The sequence below is a fragment of the Streptomyces rubradiris genome (assembly GCF_016860525.1).
In the GTDB taxonomy this organism is placed as follows: Bacteria; Actinomycetota; Actinomycetes; order Streptomycetales; family Streptomycetaceae; genus Streptomyces; species Streptomyces rubradiris.
Genome location: NZ_BNEA01000001.1, coordinates 555,698 through 576,481, shown reverse-complemented (window position 1 = coordinate 576,481; position 20,784 = coordinate 555,698). Strand labels below are relative to the sequence as shown.

The window sequence follows — 20,784 nt, the reverse complement described above, 5'->3', positions numbered from 1 at the left end:
GCGACCGGGCCCCCCGCCCCGGGGGTCACGCACCCAGGGGCGTCGCCGGCAGCGCTTCGGCCGGTCCACCGTAGCGCGTGCGGATACGCCCGGTTGACCGGAGCCTCAAGGCCGTCAGCTGCTGGTGTCCGCCTTGCCCCAGTCCGGGCCGGCCCGCTCCCACGCCTGGTCCCAGCGCGCGTACCGCCGCTGGACCAGGCGCCATACGGTCACCCGCCGGCCGGTCTCGACCAGGGCCGCGGTCAGCAGGGCCGCGCCGAGCCCCGCGAGCGCGGCGTGCGTCGTCGCCGTGGCGGCATCCAGCGGGCGGGTCGTCATCCGGCCCCGCGAGTCGGTCCACAGCCTGAAGTGGTCGCCCCGGTGCGGGGACTTCAGGTCCGCGAGGACCGGACCGTGCCGCCGGGTGCCGTCCGGCGCCCGCCAGTACGCCAGGACCCGGCTGTGGCTCTCGCGCGCGGAGGACGACTCCGGGTCGGCCTCCGGCAGGGTGCCGCCCAACTCCCTCACCACGGTGGCCGTCACGAGATGGCGCGTGTGCTGTTGCTGCCGCGCCGACCGCTGGAGCGAGTCCTGGGCGGCCCTTCCGGTCAGCCAGCCCGTCACGGGCGCGGCCACGGCGATCAGCAGCAGTGCGACCAGAGCCAGCCACGCCTCGGCCAGATCGGTCGCGCGGCACAGCGGATTGTGCCGCCAGCGCCACAGCCCACCGAGTGCCCGCATGTCCCCCCTTCCGGTCTGTCACCACCCCCGGCGGCGGTGCCCGCCCGGAACCGGACCGGGCGGCATCACCAGCGCCGTGACCTCCGATGTACGCGGTCTCTCAGGAATTTCTCACGCCCCCTCAACGACCGGCGCACGGCCCCGGTTCCCGCGCCCGCGGATCATCGTCCCTCCCCCGCCCGGGCCCCGTCCGAGGCGCGCTCCAGCACCCGCACCGGGTCGCCGACGCCGACGGTGCCGGGCGTGACGGGCACGAGGTTCAGCCCGAACAGCACCTTCCCGCCCCTCCTGCGGTGGCGGGCCAGCGTGTACAGGGGCTCCCGGCCGCGTGCGGCGGTGTCCTGGTCGGTGGTGGTCACCACGCACCGCGCGCTCGGCTTGGCGGCCCGGAAGACCACGTCGCCGACGGAGATCCGGGCCCAGTCGTCCTCCGCCCAGGGCTCGGTGCCGGCGACGACGAGGTTGGGCCGGAACCGGTTCATCGGCAGCGGGCCCTCGTGGGCGTGCGGCCCCTCGGCCAGCAGGGAGTTCAGCGCCTCCAGCGAGGCCGCCGTGGTGACCAGCAGGGGGAAGCCGTCGGCGAAGCTCACCGTCTCGCCGGGCCGGGCGTACTTCGGGGCGACCGGGCGGCGGACGGCCGGATCGTCCATGTGGACCAGGCGGACCCCGGTCCCCAGATAGGCGCTGAACCAGTCGTGCGCCGCGGCGGCGGCCGGGACCGCCTCCACCTTCGTGCGGAACACGTCCACCAGGACGGTCCCGGAAGGCTCCGGCACCTCGACCGTCAGCGGCTGCCGGCCGGGCGCGGACAGACGAATGCCGCCGCCGGCCAGAGGCTCGGCGGCGGCCAGCGCCAGGCGCGGCGACTCGCGCTGCGTGACGACCGTTCCCCCGTCGTCGATCAACGTCCAGCGCCGGTCACCGGCCAGGCCCCAGGGCTCCACCACGGCCGTCCGGGGCGATACGCCCCGGAGCGCCTTGACCGGATGGACGTGGATCGACTGCACTACGGCGTTTCCCATGCCGTCCATCGTGCCAGGCGGCACTGACAGCCGGGCTGCCGTCAGTAACCGCGGTACTGCTGCTGGTTGTTGTACGGATCCTGGTAGGGAGCGGGCGCGGGGCGCGGCGCGGCGGGGCGCATCGCCTCGTACCCGTTGCCTCCCGCCATCGGCCGCTGCTGCTGCGGGGCCTGCGGGCCGGGATAGCCGCGCGGGGCGCTCGCCTGCTGCGGGATGTACGCCGTGGGTGCCTGCTGGAGCGGCGCGGGCTGCGGCGTCTGCGGATAGCCGTAGGCCGGGGGCTGCTGCGCGGACGGGGCCGCCGGGAGGGCGGGCAGGGCCGACGGCAGGGCGGGCAGGCTGCTGCCCGTGTCGTAGGCGGCGGGGACCCTGATCGGGGCGATCTGCGGAGTGCCACGCTCGGCGACGAGCGAGTCGTAGATCGGGGTCTCCTTGAAGGAGGCGGAGTAGTAGCCGCCACCATAAGTGGAGCGGGGGGAGGTCATGGCACATAAGTTAAGCCCACGATGTGCTGGTTGGGGAGACCGATAAGAGGGTTGTTTTCCGTGTCGTCGGGAGTCTGACATCCCCAATCCGAGCGAACATGGCAAAAAGGGGCGCCAATCGACGTTTGGATCGTGTAAAGGCCGAGTTCCTTCGGTGTTACCGGCGGTTGACCGGCGATCTTCCTGTGCCGTTCCTGGGCGTGCGCCGGAGCGCGGAATAGGTTGTGGGCGTAGGGATCACACGGTCCGAGAAGATCCGGAGCCGACGGGCGAAACCCGCCGAGCCGAACACACGATGGGGGCGGACATGACAATGCCGAAAGGATCGAACACACAGGTGCCCACGACGGCGCTCCGCGTCGAACTGGGCTGGCGCTCCGGCCACGGCGTGCCCGACGCCGACGCCTCGGCCCTGCTGCTCGTCTCCGGAAAAGTCCGCTCCGACGCCGACTTCGTCTTCTACAACCAGCCCGCCCACGCCTCCGGCGCCGTACGCCACGAGGGCAAGCGGACGGCCGGCGGCCGGGTCACCGACACCCTGCTGGCCGACCTCGCGCGCGTGGAGGGCGACATCGAGCGGATCGTCCTCGCCGCCTCCGCCGACGGCGGCACGTTCGGGCAGGTCCCGGACCTCTACATCGAGGTGACCGACGCCGCCTCCGGACAGGTCGTCGCCCGCTTCGACAACCCCGGCGCGACGGTGGAGACGGCCTTCGTGCTCGGCGAGTTCTACCGCCGCCAGGGCGGCTGGAAGTTCCGGGCCGTCGGCCAGGGCTACGACAGCGGACTCGAAGGACTGGCGACGGACTTCGGCATCACCGTGGACGAACCCCAGCACGCGGCACCACCCGCGACGCCGGCCCCGGTCGCCCCGCAGCCCCCCGCCACGCCTCCCACGGCGGCGCCGGCTCCGCCGCCCCCTCCCGCCGCGGCCCCCGCAGCGCCGCCCGCGGCCCAGCCGGTCCGACTCTCCAAAGTCACGCTCACCAAGGCGGCCCCGTCCGTCTCGCTCGCCAAACAGGGCGGCACCTCCGGCGCGATGCGGGTGAACCTCAACTGGAACCTGCTCAAGCAGTCCACGGGCTGGCTCGCCCGGCTGAGCGGCCAGGGCGGCATCGACCTCGACCTGTGCGCGCTGTACGAACTCGCCGACGGCAGCAAGGGAGTCGTCCAGGCCCTCGGCAACGCCTTCGGCGCGCTCCACCAGCCGCCGTACATCCACCTCGACGGCGACGACCGCACCGGAGCCGTGACCCGCGGCGAGAACCTCACCATCAACCTCGACCACACCCGCGACTTCCGGCGCATCCTCGTCTTCGTCACCATCTACGAGGGCGCCCGTTCGTTCGCCGACCTGCACGCCACCGTCACCCTCCAGCCGCAGCACGGCGCCCCTGTCGAGTTCTCGCTGGACGAGTGCACCGTCGCCTCCCCGGTGTGCGCACTCGCCCTGATCACCAACACCGGCGACGACCTGATCGTCCAGCGCGAGGTGCGGTACCTGGTGCCGGAGCGCGGAACGAGCCCGCAGCGCACCGTGGACCACGCCTACGGCTGGGGCATGAACTGGACACCCGGCCGCAAGTGACCCGGCCGGGCCGCGAGCCGGCGTGCCCCCGGTGAACCGGGCGCACCCGGCCACGCGCCGGCCGGGCTCAGCCCTCGTCGGGCACGGCGTCCGGGCGGGAGTAGGTACGGCCCTTCCAGGCGGCCCCGCGCCCGCGGTAGTGCTGCACGGCGGAGTCGACCGTCATCAGCAGGTACAGGAACGCGGTGAACGGCAGCAGTGGCGCGAGCCACAGCGGCTGCCCGTAGTAGCGCAGCATCGGCAGATACGTGCCCGCCATCACCGCCCACGCCGCCGCCCCGGCGAGCGCGGTCGCCGCGTCGCCGCCGGCCGCGCCCACGACCACGGAGGCCGGCGGCACCAGGTACACCAGCGCCAGCCCGGCGACCGTACCGACGAGCAGCAGGGGATTGTGCCGCAGCTGGGCGTACGCGCTGCGCGAGACCATCCGCCACAGGTCGCCCAGGTTCGGATAGGGCCGCACGCTGTCCACCCGGTCGGCCAGTCCCAGCCAGACACGGCCGCCCGCGCCCTTCACCGCGCGCGCCAGCGCCACGTCGTCGATCACGGCGTGCCGGATGGCGTCCGGGACGCGCGCCTTCTCCGCCGTCCCCGCGCGCAGCAGCACGCAGCCACCCGCCGCCGCGGCCGTACGCGAACCCGTCCGGCCGATCCACCGGAAGGGATACAGCTGCGCGAAGAAGTACACGAAGGCCGGCACCACCAGCCGCTCCCACAGGCTCGCCACCCGCAGCCGCGCCATCTGCGACACGACGTCGAAGCCGCCCGCCTCGGCCGCCGCCACCAGCTCGCGCAGGCTGTCCGGCGCGTGCGCGATGTCCGCGTCCGTCAGCAGCAGATACTCGGGGTCACGCGCGCGTGCCAGCCCGATGCCGTACCGCACCGCCCACAGCTTGCCCGTCCAGCCCGCCGGCGGTTCACCGGGCGAGTCCACCGTCAGCGGCAGCCCGCCGAGCCGCCGGGACAGCTCGCGGGCCAGCTCCCCGGTGCCGTCCGTGCTGCCGTCGTCCACCAGGAAGACCTCGGCCCGCCCCGGATAGTCCTGCGCCAGCAGTGATGGCAGGCTGTCCGGCAGCACGGCGGCCTCGTCCCGGGCCGGTACGACCACGCAGACCGACGGCCACGCGTCCGGTTCCCGGCGCGGCGGCAGCCGGACGTCCGTGCGCCAGAAGAAGCCCTGGCCGAGCAGCAGCCAGGCCCAGGCGGCCAGTGATACGACGGTGATCCACAAGTACGCGTCCACGGCGGCAGTCTGCCCCACCCGGCGGGGACCGTGAGGGGGCATCGTCTATCGTGGCCGGGTGAAGATCGCGCTCATGGACTCCGGAATCGGCCTGCTCCCCGCCGCCGCCGCGGTACGCCGGCTGCGGCCCGACGCGGATCTGGTGCTGTCCTGGGACCCGGACGGCATGCCCTGGGGACCGCGCACCCCCGAAGACATCACCGAGCGGGCCATCGCCGTGGCCGAGGCCGCCGCCGCGCACGAGCCCGACGTCCTGATCGTCGCGTGCAACACCGCCTCCGTGCACTCCCTGCCGGCGATGCGGGCGCGCTTCGAGCCGCGGCTGCCGATCATCGGCACCGTACCGGCGATCAAGCCGGCCGCCGCGGGCGGCGGGCCCGTCGCGATCTGGGCGACCCCGGCCACCACGGGCAGCGCCTACCAGCGCGGCCTGATCGAGCGGTTCGCCGACGGCGTGGCCGTCACCGAGGTGGCGTGCCCCGGCCTCGCCGACGCCGTGCACCACGCCGACGACGAGGCGATCGACGCCGCGATCGCCTCGGCCGCCGCCCGCACTCCGGACGACGTGACCACGCTCGTCCTGGGCTGCACCAACTACGAGCTGGTCGCGGAGCGGATCCGCGCGGCCGTCCAGCGGCCCGGCCGCCCGCCGCTGGTGCTGCACGGCACCGCCGGGGCGGTGGCCGCCCAGGCGCTGCGCCGGATCGGAGTGGAACCGGCGCCGCGGGCCGCCGCCGAGGCCACCCTCACCGTGCTGCTGAGCGGCCGGGAGGCGTCCCTTCCGGACACGGCACTGTCCTACGACGAAGGCCGCTTCCTGCGCGCCGTCAGTCCGGTCCGCTGACCGGCACGTCCGGGCACCGGTGACCGGCACGTCCGGGCACCGGCCGGCCGCCCGCCGCGCGCTACGCCCTCTCCGGGCGGCGAAATCCGGGTAACCTCGTAGACATGAGGGACCACCCCGACGCCGACGGAAAGCTTCCCCCGGTCTGGAAGGGACGCGCCACCAACCGGGTGCAGTGGCTGTTCGCGCTCGTCGGCGCCGCCTGCCTGGCGCTCGGCATCGCGCTGGCCGTGGACTCGGCCTGGACGTCCGGCATCGCCGCGCTGGTGATGTCCGTCGTCGGCTGCATCGCCGCCGGCCTGCTCGTGCTCTTCGGCACGCTCGCCTTCGTACACGTCGACCTCAAGCTCGACCGCGAGTGCCTGGAAGTGCGCTGCGGACACATGGGGCTGCCGCGCCGCCGCATCCCGCTCTCCCACGTGGCCGGCGCCGACTTCACCGCCCATGTCACCCCCCGGCAGTGGGGCGGCTGGGGCTACCGCTGGCGCCCCGAGAAGGGCACCGCCGTCGTCGTCCGCCGTGGCGAGGGCATCGTGCTGCGCCTGTGGGACGGCCACACGTTCACGATCACCGTGGACAACGCGGAATCCGCGGTCCGGCTCATCCGCGACCGTCTGGGCACGATCAGGCCGGGAACGGCCGGTTAGGTCCTGTCGTCAGGACTCCCGCCGTCCGCCCGGAGGCGGGCCGCGCGGCGTCGGTGCGTGCTCTCGGGGCCCTTTGGCCGGAGGAGGCCGGGGGCGTGCGGTACTGACCCTCGTACTGGGCGTACTCGGGTCTGGGCCCGGTGCGGCGACGAGTGGCGGCACCCTTGCCCGGAGAGCTCGGGGGAGCGCGCATGGCGTCGCGTGGCGGCCGGGAGCCCCGACGACGGGGTCGAGAGTTCAGCCGCTTCCGGTGGTCCCGGTGTGACCAGGCGCCGACCACGGCCGGGCCGTGGCCCAGCCCGCCAGGAGGCCGGCGCCCGCCGTCACCGGGGTGAAGCTCAGCGCGTTGCTCACCGAGGCGAGGGCGGCCAGCGCGGTCAGCGCCGCGCCCGCGGTCAGGGCGACCGGCGTGGGGCGCGCGCTGCGCCACAGCGCGTACAGCATCCAGCAGAACACGGCGGCCAGCAGCGACACCCCGACCAGGCCCTGTTCGGCCGCCTGCTGCAACGGCGCCGAGTGCGGTCTGCCGTCGGCCGGCAGCGTCCCGCCGATGTCGCCCAGCTCACCGAACCGGCCGGGTCCGACGCCCAGCCCGGGGTGGTCGTCCGCCAGCCGCAGGGCGTCCTGCCACTGCGGCACCCGCTGGGCGGGGAACCAGCCGCCCAGCGCCCCGGCGAGCCCGTCGGGCAGCGCGCCCGCCGCGACCGCCCAGAGCGCCGCCGTCACCAGGCCCGCCGCCACGGCCAGCCCCGCCAGCCACCTGCCCCGGCCGTGCGCCGAGCCCGCGGCCGGCGCGCACAGCAGGACGGCCCCGCCGGCCACGCACCCGGCCGCCGACCCCAGCGCCAGCCCGGCCGGCACGGTGGCACAGGCCAGCGCCGCGAGCCCGATCCGGAGCGCCGGTACGCGCGCGGCCCAGGCTGCACAGCACGCGGCCCCGGCGGCCAGTGCCAGCAGCGCGGCCGTAGCGCCGGCGGGCCCGAGCGGGCCGGCGTACCAGGGACCGGGGGAGAGGTCGGGCAGTGCCACCGTCAGCCCCAGCCCCGCCGCCGCGCCGACGCACGGCGCGGCCACCGGCAGCACCGCGCCGGAGATCCGGCCCGCGGCATACCCGGCGGCCAGGGCGAGCACCGCGAGCAGCATGCCCTCCGGCCGCCCGCCCCGGGCCGCCGCGCTGATCAGCGACCACGCCGCACAGGCCCCCAACAGGAGCATGCCCGTCCCGTCGGAAACGTTTCTTCGCATGCCGCAGGCATCCGCGCCGCACGTACCGGTCGCGGACCGCGTCCCCGTCGACCCCACCCCGTCGCCCCTCGTACCCGCTCCCCCGGCCTTGGCAGGCCCCGGCCGCGGGCCGGTGTCCGGCCGGGCCGCCGAGGCTGGGCACACCGTAACGGCTGCGGACCGCTTTGGGGACGGTACGCGGAGGAACGGCATGATTCCGCCGGTCCGGCGCCCGTCCGGCACGGCCCGGCAGGTGTGCGCCCGGCCGCGCCCACGCGGAGACCGGCGGCCGGGCGCCGACCCCCGCGAACGCCCCGTCACCAGCGCCGATCTCCGGTGAACCGGCGCCGGACCGCGCTGTCGGCGGTGGCGGCGACCGCCGTACACTCACCCGGGTGACCGTCACCGCAACCTCCGTGGACCAGCCGGACCAGCCGGACCAGCTGGAGCCGCGCCCGGCGTCCGCCGCGCGCCGTGGCCGATTGCTGCGCCTGGTCCCGGCCGCCGCCTCCGTGCTCTGCGGAGTGCTGCTCTACGTCAGCTTCCCGCCGCGGACCCTGTGGTGGCTGGCCCTGCCCGCGTTCGCCGGTTTCGCCTGGGTGCTGCGCGGCCGGGGCTGGAAGGCCGCGCTCGGCCTCGGCTACCTCTTCGGGCTGGGCTTCCTGCTGCCGCTGCTGGTGTGGACCAGCGTGGAGGTCGGCCCCCTGCCCTGGCTGGCCCTGGTCGCCGCCGAGGCGGTCTTCGTCGCCCTGGCCGGCGCCGGCATCGCCGCCGTCTCCAGGCTGCCCGCCTGGCCGGTGTGGGCCGCCGCCCTGTGGACGGCGGGCGAGGCGGCCCGCGCGCGCGTGCCCTTCGGCGGCTTTCCGTGGGGCAAGATCGCCTTCGGCCAGGCGGACGGTGTCTTCCTGCCGCTCGCCGCGGTGGGCGGCACCCCCGTGCTCGGCTTCGCGGTCGTCCTGTGCGGTTTCGGTCTGTACGAGGCCGGGCGGCTGCTCGCCGAGCGGCGGCGGACCCGGACCGTACGGCGGGCCGCCGCGACCGCCGCGCTGCTGAGCGTGGCCGTACCGGTGGCGGGCGCGGTCGCGGCCCGCGCGCTGGTGAGCGACGAGGCGGAGAACGGCACCGCCACCGTGGCGGTGATCCAGGGCAATGTGCCGCGCGCCGGGCTGGAGTTCAACGCCCAGCGGCGGGCCGTGCTCGACTACCACGCGCGCGAGACGCACAGGCTCGCCGCCGACGTCCGCGCGGGCAAGGCGGCCAAGCCCGACTTCGTCCTGTGGCCGGAGAACTCCTCCGACATCGACCCCTTCGAGTACCCCGACGCCGCCGCCGTCATCGAGCAGGCGGCCAAGGACATCGGCGTGCCCGTCTCCGTCGGCGGTGTGGTGGAGCGGGACGGCAAGCTGCTCAACGAGCAGATCCTGTGGGACCCGGTCAAGGGACCGACGCAGACCTACGACAAGCGGCAGATCCAGCCCTTCGGCGAGTTCCTGCCGCTGCGCTCACTGGTCGGCGCCATCAACAAGAGCTGGACCGAGATGGCCCGCCAGGACTTCAGCCGGGGCACCGAGCCGGGCGTGTTCGACATCGCCGGTACGAAGGTGGGCCTGGCCACCTGCTACGAGGCCGCGTTCGACCGGGCCGTGCGGGACACGGTGACGCACGGCGCGGAGATGATCTCCGTGCCGAGCAACAACGCCACCTTCGACCGCAGCGAGATGACCTACCAGCAGCTCGCCATGTCCCGGATCCGTGCCGTCGAGCACAGCCGTACCGTGACCGTGCCGGTGACCAGCGGGGTCAGCGCGATCATCCTGCCCGACGGCCGGATCACCCAGCGGACCGGCATGTTCGTGCCCGCCCACCTCGTCCAGAAGGTGCCGCTGCGCACGTCCACCACTCCCGCCACCGAACTGGGCGTCCTCCCGGAGATCGCCCTGGTGCTGGTCGCCGCGGGCGGGATCGGCTGGGCGGTGGGTTCCGGACTGCGCGCCCGGCGCGCCGGTGACGCGTAGCCGTACGACTGGCTGTACGGCCCCCCCGTACGAGCGCTGTACGATCCCTCGACGGGCCGGGGCGAGGCGCTCCGGCCCGCTAGGGTCACGGCATGGCTATTCCCGAATTCCTCCGTACGCTCAGGGCCTCCGCCGGCCGGCAGCTGCTGTGGCTCCCCGGTGTCACCGCGATCGTCTTCGACGACGAGGGCAGGGTGCTGCTCGGCAGACGGACCGACACGCGCAAGTGGTCGGTGATCGGCGGCATCCCGGACCCGGGCGAGCAGCCCGCGGCCTGCGCCGTGCGGGAGGTCTACGAGGAGACGGCGGTGCACTGCGTCGCCGAGCGGATCGTCCTGGTCCAGGCCGTGGAGCCGGTGACCTACCCCAACGGTGACATCTGCCAGTACATGGACATCACCATCCGCTGCCGGGCCGTGGGCGGCGAGGCCCGGGTCAACGACGACGAGTCGCTGGAAGTCGGCTGGTTCGCGGTGGACGCGCTGCCCGGACTGGACGAGTTCGCACTCTTCCGGATCAAGCAGGCCATGTCCGAGGCACCCACATGGTTTGACCCTATGACCGCCGGCTGAAGTATGGGTCATCACCACATGTGGTGACCACCGGGCTCCGCTTAGGCTCGGCCCATGACCTCGCCCACCCCGCTGCCCGGGCCCGAACCCCGACCCCATGACCTCGCCCTCGACCTCGGCGGCCGCACCGCGCTCGTCACCGGTGCCGCCGGCGGCATCGGCCGCGCCTGCGCGCTGCGGCTGGCCGCCGCCGGGGCCGAGGTGCGCGCCGTCGACCGGGACGCGGCCGGTCTGGACGGGCTGGCCCGGGAGGCGGAGCGGGCCGGCGGCCTCGCGGGCACCGTCGTACCGCACGTCGTGGACCTCACCGACCTGGACGCCGCCGAACGCGCCGCCGCCGGCACCGACGTGCTGGTCAACAACGCCGGGCTGCAACTGGTACGGCCCATCGAGGAGTTCCCGCCCGACGTGTTCCACACGGTGCTGACCGTGATGCTGGAGGCACCCTTCCGCCTCATCCGCGGCGCCCTCCCGCACATGTACGCGCAAGGCTGGGGCCGGATCGTGAACGTGTCCTCCGTCCATGGTCTGCGCGCCTCTGCCTTCAAGGCCGCCTATGTGGCCGCCAAACATGGTCTCGAAGGACTGTCCAAGACGGCCGCGCTGGAGGGCGCCGCCCATGGTGTGACCTCGAACTGTGTGAATCCCGCCTATGTGCGCACCCCACTGGTCGAGAAGCAGATCGCCGACCAGGCACGGGCGCACGGCATCCCCGAGGACCGGGTGGTGTCCGAGGTGCTGCTGAAGGACAGCGTCCTGCGGCGGCTCATCGAGCCGGAGGAGGTAGCCGAGGCCGTGGCCTACCTGTGCAGCCCGCAGGCGTCCTTCGTCACCGGCACCTCGCTCGTCCTGGACGGCGGGTGGACGGCCCACTGACCCGCCCGGCACCACCGGCTCCGGGAGTTTTCCACAGGCCTGCCGGACCGGTGGCGGATACGGAATCCTGTGACCATGTCCCGCGATCACCTCCAGCCGGCACCCACCGGCAGCGCCGAGGCGCCGTACCTCGACCTGCTCGCCCGCGACGCCTCCGTGGAGGCCTTCGAGCAGCCCGTCCTGCGCGCCCGCGCCGCCGCCGAGCCGGCCTGCCGGATCGCCGCACTGGAAGAGGCCCGGCTGCTCGCCCTGCGCGTGCGCGCCGAACTGGAGGGCCGCAGGCGGCGCGAGGCGGAGCTCTCGGCGCTCTTCGAGACCGCCCACGACCTCGCCGGACTGCGCGACGTGGACGCCGTCCTCCAGGCGATCGTGCAACGCGCCCGCTCCCTGCTCGGCACGGACGTCGCCTACCTCAGCCTCAACGACCCGCCGCGCGGCGACACCTACATGAGGGTCACCGAGGGCTCCGTCTCCGCCCGCTTCCAGCAACTGCGCCTCGGCATGGGGGAGGGGCTCGGCGGCCTCGTCGCCCAGACCGCGCGGCCGTACGTCACCGACGACTACTTCGAGGACGCCCGCTTCCGGCACACCCACGCCATCGACGCCGGCGTCCGCGACGAGGGCCTGGTCGCCATCCTCGGCGTGCCCCTGATGCTCGGCCCGCACGTGATCGGCGTCCTGTTCGCCGCGGACCGGCGGGCGAGGGTCTTCGAACGCGAGCAGATCGCCCTGCTCGGCTCCTTCGCCGCGCTCGCGGCGGCGGCCATCGACACCGCCAACCTGCTCACCGAGACCCGCTCCGCCCTGGCCGGCCTGGAGCGCGCCAACGAGATCATCCGGGACCGCAGCGCCGTCATCGAGCGGGCGTCGGAGGTCCACGACCGGCTCGCCGAACTCGTCCTGCGCGGCGGCGGGGTGCACGACGTGGCCGCCGCCGTCTCCCAGGTCCTCGACGGCACCGTGACGTTCACCGAGGCCGACGCGGCACCGGCCGAGGCGCTGGAGGCGTCCCGTGCCGAGGGACACGCCGTGCGGCACGGCAAGGACTGGATCGCCGCCGTGGCCGCGGGCGGCGAACTCCTCGGCGCCCTGGTCCTGCGCGGCCACCCCGGCCTGGACCCGGTCGACCAGCGCACCCTGGAGCGCGCGGCGATGGTCACGTCCCTGCTGCTGCTCGCCCGCCGCTCCGCCGCCGAGGCCGAACAGCGGGTGCGCGGCGAGCTGCTGGACGACCTGCTCGACGCGCGCGACCGGGACCCGCGGCTGCTGCGCGAGCGCGCCGGGCGCCTCCAGGCGGACCTGGACACCACCCATGTCGTCCTCGCCGCCCGCCTCGACGGCCCGGCGGCCGACGCCGACGAGGAGGCGACGGCCCGCCGCCGGCTGTGGTCCGCCGCCTCCCACCTCGCCGCGACCCGGCGGGGGCTGGCCGCGGCCCGCGACGGCGGCACCGTCCTGCTGCTGCCGCTCGGCGCCGGCGACACCGCCACCGAAGTGGCCCGCCGCACCGCCCGCCACCTGGGCACCGCCGTCCGCCAGCCGGTCACGGTCGGTGCCTCCGCACCCGTCACCGGCCTCGCCCGGCACCCCGAGACCGTGGCCGCCGCCTATGCCGAGGGCCGCCGCTGCCTGGACGCGCTGCGCCTGCTGGGCCGGGCCGGGGACGGCGCGGCGGCCGAGGACTTCGGCTTCCTCGGCCTGCTCCTCGCGGGCGACCGGGACATCGCCGGCTTCGTCGAGCGGACCATCGGCCCGGTGGTGTCGTACGACGAGCGGCGCGGCACGGAACTGGTGCGCACCCTCGACGCCTACTTCGAGGGCGGGATGAGCCCGGCACGTACGAAGGACGCGCTGCACGTCCATGTGAACACGGTGGCCCAGCGGCTGGAGCGCGTGGGCCGCCTGCTGGGCCCGGACTGGCAGACCCCCGCCCGCGCCCTGGAGATCCAACTTGCCCTCAGACTGCACCGGTTGGCGACACCGCCCCGGCACTGACCGGCCCCCGCGCGAAGCCCGGACGGTGCGTGCGCGGGCCCCGGCGCCGGTCAGCGCGCCCGGGCCTCGGCGGCCGGACCGGCGCCCGACGGCTCGCCGTCCTCGTCCGCGATCCGGCCGAGGTCCCGGTGCCGTGTCTCGCGCGCGAACGCCACGGCCACCAGGGTCAGCACGGCGGCGGCGATCACGTACAGCGCGATCGGGGTGGAGCTGTCGTAGTCGGAGAGCAGCGCGGTGGCGATGAGCGGGGCGGGCGCGCCGGCCGCCACGGAGGCGAACTGGGCACCGATCGAGGCGCCCGAGTACCGCATCCGGGTCGCGAACATCTCGGCGAAGAACGCGGCCTGCGGTGCGTACATGGCGCCGTGCAGCACCAGCCCGACGGTCACGGCCAGGATCAGGTACCCGAACGACCCGGTGTCCACGAGCGCGAAGAACGGGAACATCCACAGCCCGACACCGGCCGCGCCCAGCAGGTACACCGGTCGCCGTCCGAGCCGGTCGGACAGCGCGCCCCAGGCCGGGATGACCGCGAAGTGCACGGCGGAGCCGATGAGTACGGCGTTGAGCGCGGTCTGCTTGGAGACGCCGGCCGAGGTGGTGGCGTAGACGAGGATGAACGCGGTGATGACGTAGTAGCTGATGTTCTCCGCCATCCGGGCGCCCATCGCCACCAGCACGTCCCGCCAGTGGTGGCGCAGCACGGAGACCAGCGGAGGCTGCTCGTCCGCCTGGGCCCGCCGTGTCCGGGACCGCTCCAACGCCTCCTTGAAGACGGGCGATTCGTCGACGGACAGCCGGATCCACAGGCCGACCAGCACGAGCACCCCGGAGAGCAGGAACGGGATCCGCCAGCCCCAGGTGCCGAAGGCGTCGTCGGAGAGTACGGCGGTGAGCAGCGACAGCACACCGGTCGCGAGCAACTGCCCGGCGGGGGCGCCGGTCTGCGGCCACGAGGCCCAGAAGCCGCGCCGCCGCGCGTCGCCGTGCTCCGACACCAGCAGCACGGCGCCGCCCCACTCGCCGCCGAGCGCGAACCCCTGCACCAGCCGCAGCGCGGTGAGCAGCAGCGGCGCGGCGGAACCGACGGTGGCGTGGGTGGGCAGCAGCCCGATGGCGAACGTCGCCCCGCCCATCAGCAGCAGGCTCAGCACCAGCAGCTTCTTGCGCCCGAGCCGGTCACCGTAGTGCCCGAACACCAGCGCCCCCAGCGGGCGTGCGGCGAACCCGACGGCGTACGTCAGGAACGACAACAACGTCCCGACGAGCGGGTCGGAGTCGGGGAAGAACAGCTCGTTGAACACCAGCGCGGCGGCGGAGCCGTAGAGGAAGAAGTCGTACCACTCGATGGTGGTCCCGATGAGGCTGGCGGCGACGATCCTCGGGAGGCTCGCGGGGGGCGGGGGAGCGGTGTTTCCGGATGCCATGTGCGCCACTTCCTCGTGTGCGGTGGGGACGGTTCGTGTCGGCACACGGTAGGAAGGTGCAGGTCAGGGGCACATGTGGTGGGGCACCATAGTTCGGGGGGCGGGTATGCGTGCGGCCACCATGCCGGGGTGGGGGAGGGGCGGTCCGGGGGCTTGGGAGTGGTCGAGACCGGTGCTGTCCGGTGCGCGTAGTTGGGGGTGATCTGGCCGTGCGGTGCTGACTCCCGTGCTGATTCGGTGCTGACTGAAAGCCCACCTCATCACCCGTCTTCACCCCTCCCGTGCTGACTTGGTGCTGACTACGGTGCGTTGGATCGGTGTCGACCCTCCAGTCGCCCGTCGGCAGCCTGAGGGAGACGGTGCATCGGTCCGGGAGCCACGGCCCAACCGTGATCCTGTGCGCTGCCTCCGTCGTCACCGCTCAGCTTGGTCGCGCGTTCGTGCGCTTGGTCGGCAGAGGGAGACCGGGGCGACTGTCAGTGGGAGTTGACACAATGCGGGCATGGCAGGTTATGTGTTCGGCTTTCATGTCCCTCGGGTGTGCAGGGTACGGGGTGAGCGAGTCGCCGCCGAAGATCTGATCGTGCAGGCCGCCGAAGCGTTCCGACCGGACGATGACGACGTGGTCGTGGACGCGGGGCGGCTTCGCCAAGGAGTCCTGGCGCTTCCCGCCGTGGTCGCGGCGGCAGGAGCCATGGTCGTGCTGGGAGAGCCGGGCGCCGGTAAGACTTCCGTGCTGAAGCAGCTCACCACAGAGTTGCCCCGTGTCTACGACACCTGGAGCGGAGACTCCGACGCGTGCCTGTGGGTGACGGGCGGGGATCTCACCGAGTACTCCTATCAGGAGGAGCTCGGCTGCCATCTCGTCTCCTTGCCTTCACAAGGAGACGCTGCGGGGACCGTCGGAGTGCTGACGGTGGTCCTGGACCAGGCCGACGAGAGTCCGCTGCTGCCGCGTCTGTCGAGATGGCTGAGAAGGTCGCTGAGCGGCCGGGACACCAGTCGGGTCCGGTTTCTCATGGCCTGCCGCACGGCCGACTATCCGGCGGCGCTGACCTCTGTGCTGGCCGAGGCTTTCGGCGCGTGCCGATGCGTCGATCTGGCTCCGTTGAGTCGCACGGAGGCCGTGTCTTTGGCCGACAGCGCCGGTGTGCCGGGAGAAGAGCTGGTGGAGGCGGCTGAGGCGGCCGGCGCCGCTGTGCTGGCCGGCGTACCGCTGACCTTGGAATTGTTGGTGTTGACCTATCGGGCTGATGGCCGACTGCACGGGCGGCCGGAGGAGTTGTTCGCCTGCGGAGTGGCGCGCCTTGCTGAAGACCCCGACCCGCACCGTCTCAAGAAGGCGTTGATCACCACGGCCCCTCAGCGCCTGATGGTGGCGGGACGCATTGCCGCGTGGATGTTGCTGTCCGGTCACCGGACCGTTTGGCACGGCGGTACCTTCGAGGCCGGCGCCTACGATCTGCCGGGCGACGCACTGGTGGGGGGAACGGAGCGGACCGCCGCCGGTGCGTTCCAGGTCACGCCCCAAGTGGTCGAAGAATGCCTGGCGACCGCGCTGTTCACAGCGCCGGACGACGGCAGGGCGGCATTCCGCCACTCTTCCGTGGCGGCCTACCTCGCGGCCCGGTACCTGACCGACCGGAAGACCACGCCGAGGCAACTGGAAAATCTGTTCCTGATCGGCGCACCGGACGGGGAGACGGCGACCATTCCAGCACCGCTGCGGGAGACCGCGGCCTGGCTGGTGGCCATGGATCCCTCGGCCAGCGGCTGGCTGGCCGGCGCCGATCCCGAGAGCCTGGCGGTGCACAGCGCACTCGTGCGTTCCGACGAGGTCCGCCGGCTCACCGTGAGCAGACTGCTGGAACGCGCGGCACAGGTCGAACTGGGAGACACGAGATGGCAGCTCTCCCGCTGGGACCTGAGCCATCCCGCGCTCGCTGACCAGCTCGCCGACGTCGTGGAGTCCAGTTCCGCCGAAGGCGGGGCCGAGTGGCAGTCCACGGCGCGAGTCCGTCTGGCGATCCAGCTGGCCCAAGAGGCCGGCACCGCTCATTCCAGGCTGGCCAACGCGCTGCTGAGGTTGGTGAGCAACGACGCGTGGCACCAAACGGAACGTCGATTGGCGGCGCGCGCCGCGTTCGCCTGCGACCCAGGCCGTGCCGTGCCCGTCCTCGTGGAGGTGCTCGACTCGCTGTCCGATCCGTCCCGCGCCGAGCGGGTGGATCCCGACCATGAGCTACGAGGCACGCTACTGAACCTGCTGTGGCCGCACCATCTGGACGCGGCGACGATGCTCGGTGCCCTTCGCCCTCCGTCCCCTGATCTGTACGGCAACTACGCCCACTTCTTGAGGACCATGCCGGCGGAGTGCGGGGACGAGGACCTGCCGCGTCTTCTGGCTTGGGTATCCGAAGCAGTGTCCCGGCCGGACAGCGGCTTCGTCTTCTCGTCCGACCGCTTCGAGATCTCGCTGATCAACGGGGTGATCGACCGCGCTCTCAAGGCTCCGGACGCGGCTCGGCACGCGGGCACCTTGGCGAAGATCATTTTTAGCTTCCTGCACGACCACCGCAAGGTCCGGGTGCCGGACTGCCTGCAACCGGATGAGCGCGGACACGAGGCGCCCGGGACACGGTCACTACGGAGGCTTCTGGCACAAGCCCTGGTCACGGAGGCTCTGCGAACAGGGGCCGCCCCGCGCTTGGCGGCCTGTCAGATCGCGTACGACTGGGAACGGCGCTCACCGATGCGGCTCGGCACATCCACGGTGCCCGAGCCTCCGACCCGTGACCAGCTCATCGACCGCGAGGACTTCCCGTGGGTCCTGGAGCAGGCCGCCGAGGCGGCGGCGACCGGCGACGACGCGGCCGTCCAGGTGTACGGCGAGCTGGCTTCCTGTACGTTTCCCCCGGACGACCCCCACGCACTCGAACTGGCCTACGACGATGCGCACCCGGCCTGGCCGTATCTGCGCTCCTTCTACGAGGCCATCCCCATCGACAGTCCGCTTGCCCGGAGGTTGCGCCGCAGCCACAGCGCCGGCAAGAGGCACTGGCCGGAAGCAGCAGAGTTCATGGCCGATCTGGCGCGGCTCCTCGCCGAAGCCAGGGCGGGCGACAACGACGCTCTGTGGCAATTCCTGTGGGGCCTGGGCGTGGACCCACAGACGGGGAGCTTCGCGCAGGATGTGCGGGGCGCCATCGCCACCTGGCCCGCCGCTGTAGCTCTCGGCGACGATCTGCCCGACGCGCCCGAGCTCGCTCTCCGCTACCTCACCGCCGAGCACGACCACGCCGATTCCTGGCTCCCGCACGCCAGCGGCAACAAACGCTCGTGGGCCGGATACGCCCTGCTCACCGAGCTGCACCGGGCAGGCCGCCTGCCCGAACTCCCCGCGCGGACATGGAGTTCCTGGACCGCCGCGATACTCACCGAGTATCTGGGCATGGCCACGAGCTACACGGAACCCGTGCGGGTGGACCTACTGCGCCTGGCAGCCCGACACGCACCTGAGTCGTTGGCCCATCGCGTTGCCCAGGCAGCACGAGCAGCGCTCAGGGCAGGCCGACAGCCCATCGAGCTCAATGCAGTCGATCCCCGCTGGTCCGCGGAACTGCGTACATGCATGGAGCACCTCGCCATAGAGCTCTCCACCTGTCTCGGACTCGTACCCGAGGCGGCGGACAAGGTCCTGGCAGGCTCGCCAGCGATCGAAGACCATTCCATGTGCTTGCCCGAGAGCGATGAGGCGCGTGACGCGGCACTGCGCACCTGGCACAGCACCCTGGCCGCTCTTCTCACCACCGACAGCCACACCGCGCACGGCATCCTTGACGCCAGTATCGACGGGCCCCGGGAAACCCCGCTTGCCGCACGAGCCGCCGTCCTCGCCGCCCAGGCCCTGCTGGCCGCAGATGCCGAGGCGCACTGGGCACGAGTCAAGACGTTCGCAACCGATCCGGAACTCGGCCGTGAGCTGGCCGAGGCTTGCGCTAGGACCGCGGCGGAACGTATCCACAGCAACCTCGGCGAGGCTCTCGTCGCCGACCTGTATCTGTGGCTCAGCGGTTTGTACGACCCTGAGGAGGACCAGCCTCTTCGCGGCGTTCGCTGGGTCACCGCCGACGAGGAAGCCCGGAGATGGAGAGACCGCCTGCTCCCTGAGCTGAGCCGACGAGGCACCGCAGAGGCGGTTCGGCAACTGCGCCGCCTCGCGGCCCTGTACCCCAGTCGACTGTCTGTCGCGGCAGCACTCGTAGCCGCGACCAAGCAACACGCCGCCGCGAGTTGGAGCCAGGTGCGCGCAGAGGACGTCATACGGCTGCTGCAGGAACCGGCGCGGCGGGTCATCCGCACCAGCACAGACCTCTTGGACGTGGTTCATGAGGCCCTGGAGGAGGTGGGCCGGGCACTTCCCTCACACTGCGAACTGCTGTGGGACCGCACACCGGGCAAGAGCCCTCGAAAGCCGTCCGCGGAGAACCCGGTCGTCCCTGACGTCTGGCGCCCCAAACCCGAAGCGGCCCTGTGTGCTTACCTCGCACACGAGCTGACTCTGCGGCTGGCCGGCCACCGTGTCGCGGTCAACCGGGAAGTGCTGATCCATCCGACCGACCCGTACGGTGCGGGCGACCGCACCGACCTACTCGTCGAGGCGATGCCCGCACCGGGCGACCACCCCGACATCGCTTCAAGCGAGTCGGTCAAGCTGGTCATCGAGGTGAAGGGCTCCTGGAACGTCGAGGTTCCGACGGCTCAGGCGGAACAGCTGGCGGGTCGCTATCTGCCGGAAGCAGGAACGGATGCAGGCATCTACATCGTCGGCTGGTATCCGATCGACCTCTGGGACGCCACGGGCGACAGCCGTAAGACCCAGGCAAAAAAGCTCCAGCTCGACACACTCCTCGTCGAGCTACAGGACCAGGCGGCGAGCCTCTCCCGAGCGGGCGCACGTCACCTCCGCCCCATGGTGATCAACGTTCCACGGCCGTACAGGCAGTAGGTGATCGGCAGAGTCCGGTACGGTGCCCATGCAACTGCATGCTGCGAGCGGTCGTAGCCTTCTGAGACGCAACATCGAGGCACCGTGTCTTCCATGTCCGTGCCCCTCGCGCGCCCCCCCGTGCGCACTGAGCCGGTCCTCTCGCCTCCAACAAGCTGTGTCTGCGGTATCCACCGTCCACGTCCACAGCTTGCAGGGGCGACAAGGTGCCGGAGGAAGGATACGGGCTCTCGTGGCGGACTTTGGATCCGCGTGCAGGGAGCGTCTGCGGGTCAGCGACACGGAGGCGTCCATCAGCCTGCCGGTGGCGAAGCTGGTGGAAACATGCGGGGCGCGCTGGAAGCTGAGTCCTCGCCTTCATCCTGAGTATCTCTTGCCCGGGGCCCGGGTGCGTCCCAACTACGCGGTGGAGACATCGGGGCGCATCACCGGCTTCCTGGAACTGACGGCGCCAGGGCACGACGTCACGCCCGACGGCTTCACGAAGCGGGATCGGGAGCAGCGGGAGCTGATGCGCGGACCGGGGTGGCCCGGTACCAGTCCGGTTCCTGTGGGCACAACTCGGGCGCGCAGGTGCGCCCGGACGAGGGCTCGTGCGGCGGTGACGCGGTCGGGGTTCTCGTCGGTGGCCTCGGCAGCGTCGAAGGGCGGGATGCCGCCCAGCCCGTGCTCCGCGTCGTCGAAGTTGTCCAACCTGGTCTTCGGTGCGGGAGACGCCGTGTAGGCGTCGCTTCCCGAGTCATGCCGGTCGTAGAGGATTGGGTGGGTGCCAGTCCTTCGTGCCCACGACGACGAGGACGTTCGGGGTCATCCCCTCGAAGGCGGTCGTGGCGAGCGGTGCGTAGGGCTGGGCCGCCGGTCCGTTCAGATCCGCGCCCCGGCCGGGCGCTGCGATCATGACGCGGGCGCCGAAGCGTGCGTCGACGGCTCACCGGCAGGTTCAGGGTCGATGGGCGTGCTCGCCGTAGCTCGGGTCGGTGATCGTCGGCGGGTTCACGAACTGGCCGACGCGCGCGGGCTGTCGGCCGCCGAACCGCTCGGCGAAGAAGGAGGGCATCCCTTCGCCCTCCGATTGCCGAGCAGCTGTGGAGAACCGCGCGGCGCACGTCGGCGACGAA

The 20,784-nt window shown here is 72.7% G+C and carries 16 protein-coding genes; 8 read left to right on the top strand and 8 right to left on the bottom strand.

Annotation, left to right across the window (positions count from 1 at the left end; genetic code table 11):
* Nucleotides 1-114: 114 nt before the first annotated feature.
* The 3 genes from Srubr_RS02730 to Srubr_RS02720 all read right to left on the bottom strand — a co-directional run bounded on the left by Srubr_RS02730 (nucleotide 115) and on the right by Srubr_RS02720 (nucleotide 2,227).
* Nucleotides 115-720, bottom strand: a complete 606-nt coding sequence (locus Srubr_RS02730; protein WP_189993301.1) for an Rv1733c family protein — start codon at nucleotides 718-720, stop codon at nucleotides 115-117.
* 161 nt (nucleotides 721-881) lie between these two features.
* Nucleotides 882-1,742 (bottom strand): MOSC domain-containing protein, encoded by an 861-nt coding sequence (locus Srubr_RS02725; protein WP_189993299.1) that lies wholly within the window; start codon nucleotides 1,740-1,742, stop codon nucleotides 882-884.
* A 41-nt stretch (nucleotides 1,743-1,783) separates the two neighbouring features.
* On the bottom strand, nucleotides 1,784-2,227 hold the full coding sequence (locus Srubr_RS02720; RefSeq protein ID WP_189993297.1) for a DUF6643 family protein: 444 nt from the start codon (nucleotides 2,225-2,227) through the stop codon (nucleotides 1,784-1,786).
* A 313-nt stretch (nucleotides 2,228-2,540) separates the two neighbouring features.
* On the opposite strand from Srubr_RS02720, the gene Srubr_RS02715 reads away from it, so the two are divergent.
* Nucleotides 2,541-3,815 (top strand): TerD family protein, encoded by a 1,275-nt coding sequence (locus Srubr_RS02715; RefSeq protein ID WP_189993688.1) that lies wholly within the window; start codon nucleotides 2,541-2,543, stop codon nucleotides 3,813-3,815.
* 67 nt (nucleotides 3,816-3,882) lie between these two features.
* On the opposite strand, the gene Srubr_RS02710 is transcribed toward Srubr_RS02715, so the two are convergent.
* Nucleotides 3,883-5,076 carry a glycosyltransferase gene (locus tag Srubr_RS02710; protein ID WP_229926597.1) on the bottom strand — a complete coding sequence of 398 codons (1,194 nt, stop codon included), beginning with the start codon at nucleotides 5,074-5,076 and terminating at the stop codon, nucleotides 3,883-3,885.
* Between the two features lie 40 nt (nucleotides 5,077-5,116).
* Between Srubr_RS02710 and Srubr_RS02705 the strand changes: the two genes are divergently transcribed.
* Both Srubr_RS02705 and Srubr_RS02700 read left to right on the top strand, forming a co-directional pair.
* A complete protein-coding gene (locus tag Srubr_RS02705) occupies nucleotides 5,117-5,902 on the top strand; it encodes a glutamate racemase (protein ID WP_189993293.1) in 786 nt (261 codons plus the stop codon).
* Nucleotides 5,903-6,006: 104 nt separating this feature from the next.
* A complete protein-coding gene (locus Srubr_RS02700; protein WP_189993291.1) occupies nucleotides 6,007-6,549 on the top strand; it encodes a phage holin family protein in 543 nt (180 codons plus the stop codon).
* 237 nt (nucleotides 6,550-6,786) lie between these two features.
* Here Srubr_RS02700 and Srubr_RS02695 read toward each other — a convergent pair whose 3' ends face one another.
* Nucleotides 6,787-7,764, bottom strand: a complete 978-nt coding sequence (locus tag Srubr_RS02695; RefSeq protein WP_189993289.1) for an O-antigen ligase family protein — start codon at nucleotides 7,762-7,764, stop codon at nucleotides 6,787-6,789.
* 404 nt (nucleotides 7,765-8,168) lie between these two features.
* Between Srubr_RS02695 and lnt the strand changes: the two genes are divergently transcribed.
* The 4 genes from lnt (at nucleotide 8,169) to Srubr_RS02675 (ending at nucleotide 13,231) form a co-directional block, all read left to right on the top strand.
* A complete protein-coding gene (lnt, locus tag Srubr_RS02690) occupies nucleotides 8,169-9,788 on the top strand; it encodes an apolipoprotein N-acyltransferase (protein ID WP_189993287.1) in 1,620 nt (539 codons plus the stop codon).
* Nucleotides 9,789-9,880: 92 nt separating this feature from the next.
* On the top strand, nucleotides 9,881-10,360 hold the full coding sequence (locus tag Srubr_RS02685; RefSeq protein ID WP_189993285.1) for an NUDIX hydrolase: 480 nt from the start codon (nucleotides 9,881-9,883) through the stop codon (nucleotides 10,358-10,360).
* A 54-nt stretch (nucleotides 10,361-10,414) separates the two neighbouring features.
* Nucleotides 10,415-11,236 carry a 3-hydroxybutyrate dehydrogenase gene (locus Srubr_RS02680; RefSeq protein WP_189993282.1) on the top strand — a complete coding sequence of 274 codons (822 nt, stop codon included), beginning with the start codon at nucleotides 10,415-10,417 and terminating at the stop codon, nucleotides 11,234-11,236.
* Between the two features lie 75 nt (nucleotides 11,237-11,311).
* The gene (locus tag Srubr_RS02675; RefSeq protein ID WP_189993280.1) at nucleotides 11,312-13,231 is read left to right on the top strand and encodes a helix-turn-helix domain-containing protein; all 1,920 of its coding nucleotides are present in this window, start codon (nucleotides 11,312-11,314) and stop codon (nucleotides 13,229-13,231) included.
* A 50-nt stretch (nucleotides 13,232-13,281) separates the two neighbouring features.
* Here the strand turns inward: Srubr_RS02675 and Srubr_RS02670 are convergent, their stop codons facing one another.
* Complete coding sequence (locus Srubr_RS02670) at nucleotides 13,282-14,658, bottom strand: MFS transporter (RefSeq protein ID WP_189993278.1); 1,377 nt, start codon at nucleotides 14,656-14,658, stop codon at nucleotides 13,282-13,284.
* Between the two features lie 502 nt (nucleotides 14,659-15,160).
* On the opposite strand from Srubr_RS02670, the gene Srubr_RS02665 reads away from it, so the two are divergent.
* Nucleotides 15,161-19,666, top strand: coding sequence for a hypothetical protein (locus tag Srubr_RS02665; protein ID WP_189993276.1), 4,506 nt, complete (start codon nucleotides 15,161-15,163; stop codon nucleotides 19,664-19,666).
* Nucleotides 19,667-20,065: 399 nt separating this feature from the next.
* Here the strand turns inward: Srubr_RS02665 and Srubr_RS02660 are convergent, their stop codons facing one another.
* A complete protein-coding gene (locus Srubr_RS02660; RefSeq protein WP_189993274.1) occupies nucleotides 20,066-20,359 on the bottom strand; it encodes a hypothetical protein in 294 nt (97 codons plus the stop codon).
* A gap of 46 nt (nucleotides 20,360-20,405) precedes the next feature.
* Nucleotides 20,406-20,564, bottom strand: a complete 159-nt coding sequence (locus Srubr_RS02655) for a hypothetical protein (RefSeq protein ID WP_189993272.1) — start codon at nucleotides 20,562-20,564, stop codon at nucleotides 20,406-20,408.
* Between the last annotated feature and the right edge of the window lie 220 nt (nucleotides 20,565-20,784).

Bases quoted from the DNA above. Each gene is read 5' to 3' on its own strand.
- Srubr_RS02715 (WP_189993688.1), top strand. From the start codon at position 2,541: ATGCCGAAAGGATCGAACACACAGGTGCCCACGACGGCGCTCCGCGTC.
- Srubr_RS02665 (WP_189993276.1), top strand. From the start codon at position 15,161: ATGGCAGGTTATGTGTTCGGCTTTCATGTCCCTCGGGTGTGCAGGGTA.
- Srubr_RS02720 (WP_189993297.1), bottom strand. From the start codon at position 2,227: ATGACCTCCCCCCGCTCCACTTATGGTGGCGGCTACTACTCCGCCTCC.
- Srubr_RS02670 (WP_189993278.1), bottom strand. From the start codon at position 14,658: ATGGCATCCGGAAACACCGCTCCCCCGCCCCCCGCGAGCCTCCCGAGG.
- Srubr_RS02655 (WP_189993272.1), bottom strand. From the start codon at position 20,564: ATGATCGCAGCGCCCGGCCGGGGCGCGGATCTGAACGGACCGGCGGCC.
- Srubr_RS02685 (WP_189993285.1), top strand. From the start codon at position 9,881: ATGGCTATTCCCGAATTCCTCCGTACGCTCAGGGCCTCCGCCGGCCGG.
- Srubr_RS02725 (WP_189993299.1), bottom strand. From the start codon at position 1,742: ATGGGAAACGCCGTAGTGCAGTCGATCCACGTCCATCCGGTCAAGGCG.
- Srubr_RS02730 (WP_189993301.1), bottom strand. From the start codon at position 720: ATGCGGGCACTCGGTGGGCTGTGGCGCTGGCGGCACAATCCGCTGTGC.
- Srubr_RS02680 (WP_189993282.1), top strand. From the start codon at position 10,415: ATGACCTCGCCCACCCCGCTGCCCGGGCCCGAACCCCGACCCCATGAC.
- Srubr_RS02675 (WP_189993280.1), top strand. From the start codon at position 11,312: ATGTCCCGCGATCACCTCCAGCCGGCACCCACCGGCAGCGCCGAGGCG.
- Srubr_RS02700 (WP_189993291.1), top strand. From the start codon at position 6,007: ATGAGGGACCACCCCGACGCCGACGGAAAGCTTCCCCCGGTCTGGAAG.
- Srubr_RS02695 (WP_189993289.1), bottom strand. From the start codon at position 7,764: ATGCTCCTGTTGGGGGCCTGTGCGGCGTGGTCGCTGATCAGCGCGGCG.